Annotated in this window: 14 protein-coding genes; 11 read left to right on the forward strand and 3 right to left on the reverse strand. The window is 64.5% G+C overall.

Features of this window, described 5'->3' with window-relative positions; genetic code table 11:
• The first annotated feature begins 105 nt into the window (after positions 1–105).
• Positions 106–1,101 (forward strand): PRC-barrel domain-containing protein, encoded by a 996-nt coding sequence (locus tag MQW23_RS06665; RefSeq protein ID WP_252107081.1) that lies wholly within the window; start codon positions 106–108, stop codon positions 1,099–1,101.
• Between the two features lie 158 nt (positions 1,102–1,259).
• Positions 1,260–2,237, forward strand: a complete 978-nt coding sequence (locus tag MQW23_RS06670) for a GlxA family transcriptional regulator (protein WP_252107082.1) — start codon at positions 1,260–1,262, stop codon at positions 2,235–2,237.
• 4 nt (positions 2,238–2,241) lie between these two features.
• On the opposite strand, the gene MQW23_RS06675 is transcribed toward MQW23_RS06670, so the two are convergent.
• Positions 2,242–3,036 carry an SDR family NAD(P)-dependent oxidoreductase gene (locus MQW23_RS06675; protein WP_252107083.1) on the reverse strand — a complete coding sequence of 265 codons (795 nt, stop codon included), beginning with the start codon at positions 3,034–3,036 and terminating at the stop codon, positions 2,242–2,244.
• A 301-nt stretch (positions 3,037–3,337) separates the two neighbouring features.
• Here MQW23_RS06675 and MQW23_RS06680 point away from each other — a divergent pair, with 301 nt between their 5' ends.
• Genes MQW23_RS06680 through MQW23_RS06710 form a run of 7 tightly spaced genes read left to right on the forward strand, consistent with a single transcriptional unit; the run spans position 3,338 to position 10,495 of the window.
• On the forward strand, positions 3,338–4,552 hold the full coding sequence (locus MQW23_RS06680) for an aspartate aminotransferase family protein (RefSeq protein ID WP_252107084.1): 1,215 nt from the start codon (positions 3,338–3,340) through the stop codon (positions 4,550–4,552).
• 38 nt (positions 4,553–4,590) lie between these two features.
• Entirely contained in the window at positions 4,591–5,664 is a 1,074-nt protein-coding gene (locus tag MQW23_RS06685; RefSeq protein WP_252107085.1) for an arginine N-succinyltransferase, read from the forward strand.
• Entirely contained in the window at positions 5,664–6,707 is a 1,044-nt protein-coding gene (gene astA, locus MQW23_RS06690) for an arginine N-succinyltransferase (RefSeq protein WP_252107086.1), read from the forward strand. Before MQW23_RS06685 ends, astA begins: the two co-directional genes overlap by 1 nt.
• Positions 6,704–8,191: a succinylglutamate-semialdehyde dehydrogenase gene (astD, locus tag MQW23_RS06695; protein WP_252107087.1), complete on the forward strand. Its 1,488-nt coding sequence runs from the start codon at positions 6,704–6,706 to the stop codon at positions 8,189–8,191. Before astA ends, astD begins: the two co-directional genes overlap by 4 nt.
• Positions 8,188–9,543 (forward strand): N-succinylarginine dihydrolase, encoded by a 1,356-nt coding sequence (gene astB, locus MQW23_RS06700; protein ID WP_252107088.1) that lies wholly within the window; start codon positions 8,188–8,190, stop codon positions 9,541–9,543. Before astD ends, astB begins: the two co-directional genes overlap by 4 nt.
• Positions 9,544–9,587: 44 nt before the next feature.
• Positions 9,588–10,073 carry a 2-thiouracil desulfurase family protein gene (locus MQW23_RS06705; RefSeq protein WP_252107089.1) on the forward strand — a complete coding sequence of 162 codons (486 nt, stop codon included), beginning with the start codon at positions 9,588–9,590 and terminating at the stop codon, positions 10,071–10,073.
• Positions 10,070–10,495, forward strand: a complete 426-nt coding sequence (locus MQW23_RS06710; protein WP_252107090.1) for a GNAT family N-acetyltransferase — start codon at positions 10,070–10,072, stop codon at positions 10,493–10,495. Before MQW23_RS06705 ends, MQW23_RS06710 begins: the two co-directional genes overlap by 4 nt.
• A gap of 20 nt (positions 10,496–10,515) precedes the next feature.
• On the opposite strand, the gene MQW23_RS06715 is transcribed toward MQW23_RS06710, so the two are convergent.
• On the reverse strand, positions 10,516–11,463 hold the full coding sequence (locus MQW23_RS06715; RefSeq protein ID WP_252107091.1) for an EamA family transporter: 948 nt from the start codon (positions 11,461–11,463) through the stop codon (positions 10,516–10,518).
• A gap of 85 nt (positions 11,464–11,548) precedes the next feature.
• Here MQW23_RS06715 and MQW23_RS06720 point away from each other — a divergent pair, with 85 nt between their 5' ends.
• Both MQW23_RS06720 and MQW23_RS06725 read left to right on the forward strand, forming a co-directional pair.
• The gene (locus MQW23_RS06720) at positions 11,549–12,052 is read left to right on the forward strand and encodes a MarR family winged helix-turn-helix transcriptional regulator (protein ID WP_252107092.1); all 504 of its coding nucleotides are present in this window, start codon (positions 11,549–11,551) and stop codon (positions 12,050–12,052) included.
• A gap of 12 nt (positions 12,053–12,064) precedes the next feature.
• Positions 12,065–12,406, forward strand: a complete 342-nt coding sequence (locus MQW23_RS06725; RefSeq protein WP_252107093.1) for a GlpM family protein — start codon at positions 12,065–12,067, stop codon at positions 12,404–12,406.
• On the opposite strand, the gene MQW23_RS06730 is transcribed toward MQW23_RS06725, so the two are convergent.
• Positions 12,394–13,254 (reverse strand): LysR family transcriptional regulator, encoded by an 861-nt coding sequence (locus MQW23_RS06730; RefSeq protein ID WP_252107094.1) that lies wholly within the window; start codon positions 13,252–13,254, stop codon positions 12,394–12,396. The two genes, MQW23_RS06725 and MQW23_RS06730, sit on opposite strands and share 13 nt — an antisense overlap.
• Positions 13,255–13,282: the final 28 nt, after the last annotated feature.

The following is a 13,282-nucleotide window of genomic DNA, read 5'->3' on the forward strand; positions in this document are numbered from 1 at the left end:
CTAATTTCGCCTGGTGTCGTTGACTTTGCGTGCGCAAAATAAATTGCGTATCGCCACTTTGCTCACTAGCTTCAATAGAGTCGATCAACTACAAGGAGTCACCCCATGAAACGGACAGCACTGGCGGTCGCCATCGCAGCGATCTGTACCGGCATGTCGTTTAACGCACTGGCCGAAGAAGAGAGCCCGGCGACGTCCGGCGGTTCCAACGAGCAGCAGGAGACCTCGGGGGCGGCTGCCCAGGGCGCGCAGGGTGCGCAAAGCCAGACCAGCACCGAAGACGACACCGACGGCAGCGACGTGCAAAGCGGCGATACCGATATGGAATCGGATGCTGATACCGATACCGATATGGAGTCGGATAGCGACATGGAATCGGACACCGACATGAGCACGGCGGCCGAGCCTGATGCCAACGCGGATACCGACAGCGGCACCGGCAGTGCCTCTGGCGCCGACAACGACACCATGGGTCAGATGAGCGGTGATCAGGGTAGCGACATGGATACTGACACCGACACTGACACCGCAGAAGACGCTGACACCGAAAGCGACGGCCAGATGGAGAGCCAGCCCTCGATCAACTCCGACGACGCCACCGCAGATGAAGCCATGCCGGCGGATGAGTCCATGACCGAAGAGGCCGCCGACGACAGCGAGGGTCAGATGGAGGAGGGCAACCAGAACCGTAGCCCGAACGCCATGGAGGATCCGGATAACCTGGAGCCCGACGAAACGCTCGCCGAAAACGACACCCAGGGCGGTCTGATGTCGCTGACGATCAGCGATGTCGAAGGCATGACGGTGGTCAATCAGGAAGGCGAGGAGATCGGTGAGGTCGATAACGTGGTCGAGCACAACGACTCCGGCGACCTTTACGCCGTCGTCTCCATCGGCGGCTTCTGGGGCTTTGGTGCCACCGACGTCGCGCTGGCACTGCAGGAGATCAACCTCGAAGACGACCAGCTCGTCATGCAGACCACCTACGGTAGCGACGAAATCGAGTCCGCGACCGAAGAGTACAACGAGGACAACTACAGCGACGTCGACGGCGACATGCAGGTAGGCGAGCTCGCCAACCATCCGAACCGCGGCCAGTAACACGCCGCGTTCATAGTCAGCGCACGCTGGCGCTAAAACACGCAGGGCAAGGGGCTTCCCCTTGCCCTGTTTGCGTTGGCGGCTTTTATCATTAGGCTGCGCTGATTCCCCAAGCGTTATTGGTTAAGATAGCCCTTTGTTTTCAACCGGTCGTTTTCATGGCGCACGCGTCACCCATCGATGCTCCTTCGTCCACTCCGAAGCGATTCGGCGTGCTGCTGCTGCCCGGCTTCTCACTGCTCTCCCACGCCTGCCTGGTCGAGCCGCTGCTGCTGGCCAACCAGCTCAGCGGCCAGCGCCGCTATCAGGTGGTCTCCCTCGGTCTTGAAAAGGGCAGCGTGCGCAGCGCCGCCGCGCTCAGCGCCGAGGTCGAGCTCAAACTCGACGACGGCGCAGAGGCCTTTGACTGCGTTTTTATCGCCGCGCCTTCGCCGCTGCCGTATCCGCTCGGCGCGGCGCTTGTCGGGTGGCTGCGCGCGCTTCCTTCCAAAACGGCGCTGGGCGGGCTTGCCGGTGGAAGTGAGGTGCTGGCGCGCTGCGGGCTTTTGGACGGCTACCGGGCAACGCTTCCCTGGCAGCGCTTTGCCGCGCTCTCCCAGGCCTACCCGGCGGTCACCTTCACCCAGACCCTGTTCGAGATCGACCGCGACCGCCTGAGCGCGGCCGGCGGCACCGCCGCGCTCGATATGGCGCTGACGCTGATTCGTCGCGAGCTGGGGGCCGAGCTTGCCCAGCGGGTTTCCGAGCAGTTCGCCTACGAGCGCGTGCGCACCGCCGACGAGCCCCAGCACGTGCCGCTTCGAAGCCGCCTGGGCCACGCGCCGCAAAGCCTGGTGGACGCGGTGGCGCTGATGGAGGCGAACATCGAAGAGCCGTTTTCGACGCTGGAGCTTGCCGAGCATCTGGGCGTGTCGCGCCGCCAGCTCGAACGGCTGTTCAAGAAGTACCTGCAGGCGGTGCCAAGCCGCTACTATCTGGACCTGCGGCTACAGGCCGGGCGCTCGCGGCTGCGCGAAAGCGACCAGCCGATCGGCGAGATCGCGCTGGCCGTGGGGTTTTCCTCCGGGGCGCACTTCTCGACCGCCTACCGCAACCACTTCGGCCTGACGCCCCGAGAGGAGCGGCTGGTGCCCTAAGCGCTTACGCCATGGTATCCACGATACCGCCTTCGACCCGCAGCGCCGCGCCGGTGGTGGCGCTGGCCTGCTCGGAGGCGACGTAGACGCACAGATTCGCGACTTCGTCGGTGTCGGCAAGCCGGTGAATGATCGACGAGGGGCGGTTCTCGTCGATGAAGCGCGCCTCCGCCTCTTCGATCGACACGCCTTTCTCGCGCGCCTGCTCTTCGATCATGGCGTTGACGCTTTCCGAGCGGGTGGGCCCGGGCAGAATGGCGTTCACCGTGACCTGGGTGCCGGTGAGCACCTTGGCGAGCCCCCGCGACACCGACTGCAGGGCGGACTTGGTCATGCCGTAGTGGACCATCTCGGTGGGGATATTCAGCGCCGATTCGCTGGAGATGAACTGGATCCGGCCCCAGTTGCGCTCGCGCATGCCGCGGGCGTAGTGGCGCGAAAGACGCACTGCGCTCATCACGTTGGTGTCGAAAAAGCGCTGCCAGGTGTCGTCGTCGGTATCAAAAAAGTCGCCGGCTTCGAAGATACCGACGTTGTTGATCAGGATGTCGGCTTCCGGTACGCGCTCGATCAGTTTCTGGCAGCCGTCCGCGGTGCTCAAATCCACCGCCACGCCGGTGGCGTTGGCGTTTTCGACGTCGCGCCCGAGCGTTTCGAGCGCTTGGTCGATCCGCTCCTTGCTGCGCCCGGTCACCACGACGCTGGCGCCCGCCGCAGCGAGCCCCTTGGCGATCGCGTAGCCAATGCCGCCGGTAGAGCCCGTGATTACTGCGCGTTTACCGCTCAAATCGATCTGCATGCGTTTCTCCTGGATGGGTCGTCAAAATGGCTCGGGCCGTCGTATTAGCCGGCTAATCATCGCGTTAATCACTATGGTCGCTAAGGCGGGAAAATCAAGCCGACACTTTCTCTGGCACTCTCTCACAATGTCTCTGGCACTCTTTCAAGCAGCCTTTCCGTCATCCTTTCAAAAACGCTGCGCCGTGAGCGAAGAACGTAGCGCCAGCGCCGCTTTACATAATTAACCGTCTCATTCGTGAAAGTGCGAAACGTAGCCGGCTGCGTATACTGGAACTCTTTTGCCCCAACCGGAGAGTCACATGAGCCACACGCCCAGCCGTCAGGATTTCGACACCTACATGACGCCCAACTATGCGCCGCAGCAGGTGGTGCCGGTGCGCGGCGAAGGCAGCCGCCTGTGGGATCAGGAGGGGCGTGAGTACATCGACCTGGCCGGCGGCATCGCCGTCAACGCGCTGGGCCACTGCCACCCGGCGCTGGTCGGGGCGCTCAAGGAGCAGGGCGAAAAGCTCTGGCACCTCTCCAACATTTACACCAATGAGCCGGCCCTGGCGCTTGCCCGCAAGCTGGTCGACAGTACCTTCGCCGAGAAGGTGTATCTATGCTCCTCCGGCGGCGAGGCCAACGAAGCCGCGCTCAAGCTGGCCCGGCGCTACGCCTTCGACCACTTCGGCAAGCAAAAGGACAAGATCATCTCCTTTCGCCAGTCGTTTCACGGCCGCACGCTCTTTACCGTCACCGTTGGCGGCCAGCCGAAATACTCCGAAGGCTTCGGCCCGATCCCCGGCGGCATCCAGCACGCCGAGTACAACGATTTGGAGAGCGTGCGCGCGCTGATCGACGACGATACCTGCGCGGTGATGGTCGAGCCGATGCAGGGCGAAGGCGGCATCATTCCCGCCACCCAGGAATTTTTGGAAGGGCTTCGCGCGCTGTGCGACGAACACCAGGCGCTGCTGATTTTTGACGAGGTGCAAACCGGGGTCGGGCGTAGCGGCAAGCTCTACGCCTACCAACACTTTAGCGTTACGCCGGACATTTTGACCACCGCCAAATCCCTGGGCGGCGGCTTCCCCATGGCGGCCATGCTCACCACCGACAAAATCGGCGCCTCGCTGGGTTTCGGCACTCACGGCTCGACCTACGGTGGCAACGCCCTGGGCTCGGCGGTCGCACTCGCTGCTCTGGAGATCATCGATAATCCGGAAGTGCTCGACGGCGTCCAGGCGCGCCACCAGTTGTTTCGAAAGCACCTGGAGGCGATCAACGAGAAGTACGGCGTGTTCAAGGAGATTCGCGGTATGGGCCTGCTGATGGGCGCGCAGATGAGCGACGCCTTCGAGGGCCGTGCCAAGGATATTCTTCCGCTGGCCATCGAAGAGGGGCTGATGGCGCTGATCGCGGGGCCCAACGTGCTGCGTTTGGCGCCGTCGCTGGTGATCCCCGAGGCGGATATCGAGGAGGCCATGGCGCGGTTGGAGCGTGCGATCGAACGCCTCGTCGCGCAGTCATGAGCGGGGCCGGGCAGGCCCTGACGCCAAGGAGGCTGAGTATGCGAATCGTGCGCCCGGTGGCGATGAAGGATCTCGACGCGCTGATGGCGCTGGCCGAGAACGCGGTGCCGCGGCTAACCAACCTGCCGGCCAACCGGGCGCGCCTCGAGGAGCGCATCACGCGCTCGCTCGAGGCGTTTGCTCGTGAGGCGGAGTTTCCCGGCGACGAACACTACATGTTCGTGCTGGAGGACACCGGCGCCGAGAACGAGGCCGAACGGGTGCTGGGCACCGCCACTATCCGCGCCCAGGCCGGGGCGACGGATGCCTACTATACCTACCGCCAGGAGACGCTGATCCACGCCTCCCAGCAGCTCAACGTGCGCCGCGAGGTACAAACCCTGGCGCTCTCCCACGAGGTGTCGGATGCCACTCTCTTATGCGCGTTCTCGCTGAACCCGCGCTATCAGGGCACCAGCGCCGAGAGCCTGCTGCGTCGCGCTAGGCTTTTGTTTATCGCCCAGTACCCGGAGCGCTTCTCCAACATTTTGGCGGTAGCGTTTCCGGGCTATCTCGATAGCCAGCAGCAATCGCCGTTTTGGGAGAGCGTGGGCAATCACTTCTTTGCGCGCAGCTTTCAGGAGATCAACCACATCGCCGGCATGCGCTCGAAAAGCTTTATTGCCGAGGTGATGCCGCAGTTTCCGCTGTATCTGCCGCTGCTCACGCCCCAGGCCCGCGCGGCGATCGGCCGCGAGCACCCGGCCCACGAAGGCCCGCTGCAGGAGATGCTGGCGGAAGGCTTCGCGCGCTCGCGCCACGTCGATATCTTCGACGCCGGCCCGATCGTCAAGGCCGAGCGCGAGCGCCTCGAAACCTTTCGCCAGGCCAGCTGGCACCCGGTGCGTATCCGCCCAGAGCACACCCTGCCGGACGCCGAGCCCGCGCTGATCGCCAACCAGAGCGCGGCGTTTCGCTGTCTGGTGGCGCGCTACGCACTCTCGCCCACCGGCCAACTCATGCTTAGCCCCGAGCACGCCGAAAGGCTCGGCGTGGAAGAGGGGCGCGCGGTGCTGGTGGCGCCGCTGACGCTTCCAGGCGCTCAGGACGTTCTCGACGAGGGAGAGATGTAATGCGCATTCGACCCATCGCCCGCGGCGATATCGACGGCCTGCAGATGCTGGCGCAGCAAACCGGCGTTGGCTTTACGTCGCTTCCGGATAACCGCGAGTTCCTGTCGGGCAAGATCGAAACCGCTGCCCGCGCGTTTGAGGAGCGTACCCCGGTCGACGACCGGCTCTACTTCTTCGTGCTCGAGGACGACGCCACCGGCGAGCTTGCCGGCTGCTGCGCCATCGAAGGTCAGGTCGGCCGTGAAGTGCCGTTTTATCACTACCGCCTCGGGACGCTGGCGCACTCCTCGATTCAGCTCGATCTGCACCGCACCATCGACACGCTGTTTTTGAGCTCGGACCACACCGGCGACGCCGAAGTGTGCTCGCTCTACGTGCGCCCGGAGTACCGCGGCGAGGCGAACAAGCACCTGCGCTGCGGCGCGCTGCTCTCCAAGGCACGCTGGCTTTTCATCGCCGAGTTTCGCGACCGCTTTCCGGACAAGGTGCTGGCGGAGATGCGCGGCGTGTTCGACGAGAACCACCAGAGCCCGTTCTGGGAGAGCCTGGGCAAGCACTTCTTTCCGATGGATTTCAACGAGGCCGACCGGCTCACCGGGCTTGGCCAGAAAAGCTTCATCGGCGAGCTGATGCCGAAGTTTCCCATTTACACCACCTTCATGTCCGAGAAGGCGCGCGCCTGTATCGGCCAGGTTCACCGCGACACGCGCCCGGCGCTCGAAATGCTCAAGAAAGAGGGGCTACGCTGGGAGGGCTATATCGATATTTTCGACGGCGGCCCGACCGTGGAGGCCTATATCGACGACGTACGCGCGGTGCGCACCTCCCAGGTCTACTCGGTGGAGATCACGCGCGACCCGGGCGCCCAAAGCGTTAGCCGCTGGCTGGCGGCCACCACCACGATCGGCGCGTTTCGAGCCGCCTGGCTTGGCCGCGGCCCGGATGACAGCGGCACGATCGTGCTCAGCGAAGAGGAAGCGCGACGCCTGGACGTCGGCGCTGGCGACACGCTCAGACTACTCGATACTCAGGAGGCGTCATGACCGCACAACCATTAAGCGCAAAGGCGCAGCAGTTGATCGACGGCCGCTGGCTTACCGGTGACGGCGCGCGCTTTAGCAAAACGGACCCGGTCGGCGGGCAGACGCTCTGGCAGGGCGAAGCCGCAAGCCCCGCCCAGGTCGGCCAGGCCGTCGAGGCGGCGCGCGCGGCGTTCAACGCTTGGGCGCGCACGCCATTTGAGCAGCGCCTGGCACTGGTCGAGCGCTTCGCCGAGGTGCTCAAGCAGAGAAGCGAAGAGCTTGCCTGGGCGATCGCCTCGGAAACCGGCAAGCCGCTTTGGGAGGCGCGCACTGAAGCCGGCGCCATGGTCGGCAAGGTCGCGCTGTCGGCCAAGGCCTACCAGGAGCGCACTGGCGAGCGCGAAAAAACGGTGGGAAGCGCCAGTGCCGTGCTGCGCCACCGGCCCCACGGCGTGATGGCGGTGTTCGGCCCCTACAACTTCCCCGGCCACCTGCCCAACGGCCACATCGTGCCGGCGCTTCTGGCAGGCAACGCCGTGGTCTTCAAGCCCAGCGACCAGACCCCGCTCACCGCGGATCTGACGCTGCAGTGCTGGCAAGAGGCGGGACTGCCGGATGGGGTGATCAACCTGGTGCAGGGCGGTGTCGAGGTGGGCCAGGCGCTGGCCGGCGACGACCGCATCGACGGGCTGCTTTTCACCGGCAGCGCCAAGGTGGGGGGAATGCTGCACCAGCAGTTCGCCGGCCAGCTCGACAAGATCCTCGCGCTCGAGCTTGGCGGCAACAACCCGCTGGTGGTCAAGGATGTGCAGGACGAGCGCGCCGCCGTACTGACCATATTGCAGTCGGCGTTTCTCTCCGGCGGCCAGCGCTGCACCTGCGCCCGACGGCTGATGGTGCCCAAGGGAGCGGAGGGCGATCGCCTGATCAAGGCGCTCTCGAACGCCATCGATAACCTTCACGTGGCCGGGCAGTTCGAGGAGCACCCGGCGCCGTTCTACGGCGGGCTCGTTAGTCTGGCCGCCGCCGACGGCCTGCTTGACGCCCAAAAAGCGTTAGAGGCCCATGGCGCGCGCGTGATCAACCGCATGAAGCGTACCCAAAAAAACACGAGCCTTCTAAGCCCGGCACTGATTGATGTAACCGGACTTACAGTTCCCGACGAGGAGCACTTCGGCCCGCTGCTAAAGGTTCATCGCTTCGATGACTGGGACGAGGCGATTGCGCTTGCCAACGACACCCGCTACGGGCTTTCCGCCGGGCTGATCGGCGGCGACCAGGCCGACTGGGACGATTTTCTGCTGCGTATTCGCGCGGGTATCGTCAACTGGAACCGCCAAACCACCGGCGCCTCCGGTGATGCGCCCTTTGGCGGCGTAGGCGACAGCGGCAACCACCGCCCCAGCGCCTTTTACGCGGCGGATTACTGCGCTTACCCGGTGGCCTCGATGGAAGCCGAGTCGCTGGAGATGCCGGAAACGCTGCCGCCAGGTATCACATTATGAGCCGCGGGGATGAAAGCGTCAGGGAGATCAATTTCGACGGACTGGTCGGCCCAACTCACAACTACGCGGGCCTGGCCGCCGGCAACCTGGCCTCCCAGCGCCACGGCGGGCTCACCGCCAACCCGAAAGAGGGTGCGCTGCAGGGGCTTTTGAAGATGAAATCGCTGATGGAGGCAGGCTACGCTCAGGGCGTGCTTCCGCCCCAGCAGCGCCCAGACATCGGCGCGCTGCGCGAGCTGGGCTTTCACGGAAGCGACGAAAACGTGCTGGCGCGTGCCGCGTGCGACGCCCCACAGCTTCTGCGCGCGGTGTGCTCGGCCTCCAGCATGTGGACGGCCAACGCCGCCACTGTTACCCCCGGCATCGACGCGCCGGACGGCCGCGTTCATTTCACCCCGGCCAATCTGCAGTCCAGCTTTCACCGCTTTCTAGAGCCGGACACCACCGCTCGCGTGCTGAAGGCCGTTTTTCAAAACGAGCGCCACTTCGCCCACCATCCAGCGCTTCCGGCCACGCCCGCGTTTTCCGATGAAGGCGCGGCGAACCATACAAGGCTTTGCGGTGAGCACGGCGAAGCCGGCGTGCATCTATTCGTCTACGGCCGCAAGGCGTTTGATGCCGGTGCGCGCGCGCCGAGTCGCTACCCGGCGCGCCAAACGCTTGAGGCAAGCCAGGCCGTGGCCCGACAGCACGGGCTGAGTGAGGCGCAAACCGTGTTCGCCCAGCAGCACCCGGAGGCGATCGACGCTGGCGTGTTCCATAACGACGTGATCGCCGTGGGCAACGGCCCGGTACTGCTCTATCACGAGCTGGCCTTTCTGGACGAAGAGGGCACTCTGGAGGCGCTGCGCGACAAAATGGCCACGCCCCTGATCCCTGTGCGCGTGCCGGTCGAGGCGATCAGCCTTGACGACGCCGTCGGCTCGTATCTCTTCAACTCGCAGCTGCTTTCCAACCCGGACGGCAGCATGACGCTGGTGGTCCCCGGCGAGTGTCAGGAGAACGAAACGGTATGGCGCGTGATTCAGGACCTGATTCTTGCGGGCTATAATCCGATTTCCGAGGTGCTCGTCAAGGATGTCAAGCAGAGCATGCAAAACGGCGGCGGCCCGGCCTGTCTGCGCCTGCGCGTGGCGCTCTCGAGCGCCGAGCGCGAGGCGATCGATGCCCGCGTGCTGCTGACGCCCGCTTTGTTCGAGGACCTGACCGCTTGGGTCGAGCACCATTACCGCGACCGGCTGGCACCCAAGGATCTGGCCGACCCGCAGCTTGCACGCGAGTCGCTCACCGCCCTCGATGAGCTTACAAAACTGCTCGAAATGGGATCGGTGTATCCGTTTCAGCTGGGGTAGCGCGTCGGCAAACCTGTATCGAAAAACGCTTTGGAGAAGTGAACGTGCACTACGTGTTGGTCAGCGCCTGCCTGCTGGGCAAGAAGGTCCGCTACGACGGTCAGGCGCTGACGGTTGCCGATGAAATCCTCGAGCAGTGGCGAGCTGAAAAGCGCATCGTGTCGGTGTGCCCCGAGGTCGAGGCGGGCATGAGCACACCGCGACCGCCGGCGGAGATCATCGCCGGCGACGGCGCGAGCGTGCTGGCGGGCGAAGCCCAGGTGCGGGAAAACGAGGGGCGCGATGTTACCGCCGATTTTATCGAGGGGGCGTCGATAGCGCTCGAAAGGTGCCGACGGTTCGGTATAAAGGTTGCCGTGCTGGCCGAGTCCAGCCCCTCCTGCGGCAGCACGTCTATTTATGACGGCCGTTTTGCCGGCCACAAGGTAGCCGGCATGGGCGTGGCCGCCGCGCTTTTATGCCAGCACGGCGTGCGCGTGTTCAGCCAGTACGACATCGCCCGCGCGCATCTGGCGCTGCTCGACGCGTGACGCCGCTCATCCAGCCCACCCGCGACCGAGCGTTCGCCTCCAGGCTCATTCAGCGCAACATGGCCGATTATTACGAGGCGCTGGACATGCACTGGGAGGAGGCGCTGTTCGAGCGCCAGTGGCGCGAGATGGAAAGCTACCAGCTCGTGCTCGACGACCGCCCAGTCGGGCTTTTGTGTCTCGACGCTTTTGATGATGCGTGCCATATCCGCGAGCTTCAAATCGACCCGGCGTGGCAGCGCTGCGGGCTAGGCGCGGCGGCGCTCGATTTTGCCCTTTCGCGGGCGGGACAGGCGGGCAGCGCCGCGCTGCGCCTCAAGGTGTTCTGCATCAATCCGGCGGTCGCGTTTTACACGCGTCACGGGTTTCGTATCGTCAAGACCGAGGCCAATGTCCACTTCATGCAGCGTCGCCTCGTCTAAACGCCGTTAAGACTTTCGAGCTATCGACCCGGCCTGGCAAAGCGGGGCCAAATTCCCGCCTTGCCGAGGTTCAAGAGCGCAATTCCCGCGGCGATCAGCAGCGCTCCCATCAGTAATCCATCCGGGGCGCTTTCGCCCTGAACAAGGATGGCCACCGGCACGCCGAACAGCGCCCCTACCGACCCCAACAGGCTCAAAAGCACCGGGCCGCCGCTTTTTTGTAGCAAGAAAAGCAGCAGAAACTGCCCGGCGAACACCGCTGCCTGCAGCGCGATCAACAGCGCCACGCTCGTTTGGGCGGGCACGGCGAGCGTAAAGCCGGGCAGTAGACTCACTCCCAGCAATAGCGCTACCGCGGCCACCAGCATGCCCGGTGCCAGGGTTTCGCCGGCTACCCCCGGCGGCCAGCGCAGCGTGCGGTAAAGATTGCCAATCGCCAGCAGCACCGGGCCGAGCAGCGCAAGCAGTATCCAGCGAACGTCTGCCTCCGGGGTGGCGATCTTGTGCGCGGCGAGAATGAGCGCCCCGGCGAGCGCGGCGAGTACGCCTAGGCCGCGGCTTGGCTGAAAGCGCTCCATCTTTAGCGCCAGCGCGCCGAGATAGGTCAAAAGCGGTGGCAGGGTGATGACCAACGCCACGAAACCGGCGCCGATATGCGCAATGGCCGAGAAGAACAGCAGGTTGGAGCCCGCCACCCCCACCAGCGCCGACACCGTGTAGTACTCGAGCGTGCGGGCGTTGACCGGCGGCAGCCGGCCGCGCGCGGCGGCCAGCGCCAGCAGAATCAGCGCCGCCCCGAAAAGTGACCAGAACAGAAACGCTAGCGGCGACAGCGCCATCTCGCCGGCTTGCTTGGCCAGATTGGTGGAAAGACCCAGCAGTGAACCCCCGGCGAGCAGATAGACGAGCGGGGCGAAACGTCTTGAGGAAAAGGCCTTATCGGTAAAATCGGAGCGGATTGGCGGCACGAGGACATCCTGTTCAAATATCTTGATATCAAGATATCTGTTTTTTTATCTTGACGTCAAGATAAAAAGTCGTAAGCTCGCAGCCATGGATCATGTCGATAGAATACTTTTGCAGTGGCAGCGCCAGCGCCCTGAGCTCGATGTGGCGCCGATGGGCACGCTTGGCCGCCTCAAGCGGCTCAACCAGGTGCTGATGCGCGCCATGGAGAAAACCTGGGAGCCGTTTGGGCTAAGCGAGTCGAGCTTCGACGTGCTCGCCACGCTCCGGCGCGAAGGCCCACCGTTTGCGCTGTCGCCGAGCGCGCTGATGGCCTCCACCATGGTCACCTCCGGCACCATGACCCACCGCCTTCAGCAGCTCGAAAAAGCCGGGCTCATTGAGCGGGTGAAAAACCCCGAGGACGGGCGCGGCTTTCTGATTTCGCTCTCAAGCGAGGGCTTCGCGCTGATCGACGAGGCCGTGACCGCCCACGTCGAAACGCAGCAGGTGCTGGTCAGCGGGCTGACTGACACGCAGCGCGGCGAGCTCGATGCGCTGCTCAAGCAGATGCTGGCCAGCGTTGAAGCGTCCACCGGAAATGACGATTAAGGAGTGAGCGCGATGGCGCTTTTGTTGAAATGTCTGCTCGGCGCGCTGGCGGTGCTGCTCATTGCGCTTTTATCGCGGACCAAAAGCTTTTTCATCGCCGGTTTGGTGCCGCTGTTTCCCACCTTTGCGCTGATCGCGCACTACATCGTCGGCTCCGAGCGCGGCATGGCGGATCTGCGCACCACCGCGCTATTCGGCCTCTGCTCGCTGATTCCCTACGCGGCCTATCTCGCCGCCATCTACTACGCCAGCTACCGGCTCACCCTGACCGGCACGCTGACCGCCGCTACTCTGGTCTGGCTGCTCTTCGCGTTGCTTTTACTGTGGGGCTGGACGCGCTTCTATTCCGGCTGAGCGAGGCGCTGGCGCACGCCGTCGGTGACCGCTTCCATGAAGGCGCGCACCCGCGCTAGGTGGCGAAGGTCCGGATGGGTGAGCAGCCAAAGCGGCGTGGCAAGCGCTGCGACCGGCTCGCCGAGGCGTAACAAGGTGTGGTCGGCGTCGCCCAGGTAGCAGGGCAGCACCGCCACCTCGTTGCCCAAGCGCAGCGCGTGTTGGATCGCCAACAGGCTATCCAGCCGGTAGACAACGTGCTTGTCCGTCATCCATTTTTCCAGCGCGGTGTCGCCCATATGAGCATCCGGCCCGATCCAGCGCGCCGCGGCAAGCCTGTCACTCGAGACGGGTTCCCAACGCTGGCGCTGGCCGTAGACCGCCAGCGCCAGCGTACCTAACTGGCGGCCGACCAGCGTTGGCGGCGGCGCGTGGGTCGGGCGCAGGGCGATGTCGGCCTCGCGATGCGAAAGGCTGTGACGCTGATTGGAGATGGCGACTTCCAGGCGGATCTCCGGGAACGCTCGACGAAAGTCAGCGAAGATCGGACTCAGCAGCCCGGCGAAAAGGGTGTCGGTGGTGGTCACGCGCAGGCTGCCCGAAAGCTTTAAATCCTGGCCGGTGAGCCGGCGCTCGGCGCGGTGAATTTCCTCTCGTACCCGCTCGGCGCTGGCCGCCAGCTCCTCGCCGGCAAGCGTCGGCGTATAGCCGTGACGATGGCGCTCGAACAGGGTAACGCTCAGGCGCTGTTCGAGCGCGGCGAGCCGTCTGAACACGGTGGCGTGGCTTAAACGAAGCGCGCGGGCCGCGCCGGAAAGCGAGCCCGCCTGCGTCACGGCCAGCACCAGCTGCAGATCATCCCACTTCATGTGCTGTACATTCATGCAAACCCGATTG

Source organism: Halomonas sp. S3-1-1 (genome assembly GCF_023757625.1).
GTDB lineage: Bacteria > Pseudomonadota > Gammaproteobacteria > Pseudomonadales > Halomonadaceae > Vreelandella.

Bases quoted from the DNA above. Each gene is read 5' to 3' on its own strand.
- MQW23_RS06665 (WP_252107081.1), top strand. From the start codon at position 106: ATGAAACGGACAGCACTGGCGGTCGCCATCGCAGCGATCTGTACCGGC.
- MQW23_RS06670 (WP_252107082.1), top strand. From the start codon at position 1,260: ATGGCGCACGCGTCACCCATCGATGCTCCTTCGTCCACTCCGAAGCGA.
- MQW23_RS06675 (WP_252107083.1), bottom strand. From the start codon at position 3,036: ATGCAGATCGATTTGAGCGGTAAACGCGCAGTAATCACGGGCTCTACC.
- MQW23_RS06680 (WP_252107084.1), top strand. From the start codon at position 3,338: ATGAGCCACACGCCCAGCCGTCAGGATTTCGACACCTACATGACGCCC.
- MQW23_RS06685 (WP_252107085.1), top strand. From the start codon at position 4,591: ATGCGAATCGTGCGCCCGGTGGCGATGAAGGATCTCGACGCGCTGATG.
- astA (WP_252107086.1), top strand. From the start codon at position 5,664: ATGCGCATTCGACCCATCGCCCGCGGCGATATCGACGGCCTGCAGATG.
- astD (WP_252107087.1), top strand. From the start codon at position 6,704: ATGACCGCACAACCATTAAGCGCAAAGGCGCAGCAGTTGATCGACGGC.
- astB (WP_252107088.1), top strand. From the start codon at position 8,188: ATGAGCCGCGGGGATGAAAGCGTCAGGGAGATCAATTTCGACGGACTG.
- MQW23_RS06720 (WP_252107092.1), top strand. From the start codon at position 11,549: ATGGATCATGTCGATAGAATACTTTTGCAGTGGCAGCGCCAGCGCCCT.
- MQW23_RS06725 (WP_252107093.1), top strand. From the start codon at position 12,065: ATGGCGCTTTTGTTGAAATGTCTGCTCGGCGCGCTGGCGGTGCTGCTC.
- MQW23_RS06730 (WP_252107094.1), bottom strand. From the start codon at position 13,254: ATGAAGTGGGATGATCTGCAGCTGGTGCTGGCCGTGACGCAGGCGGGC.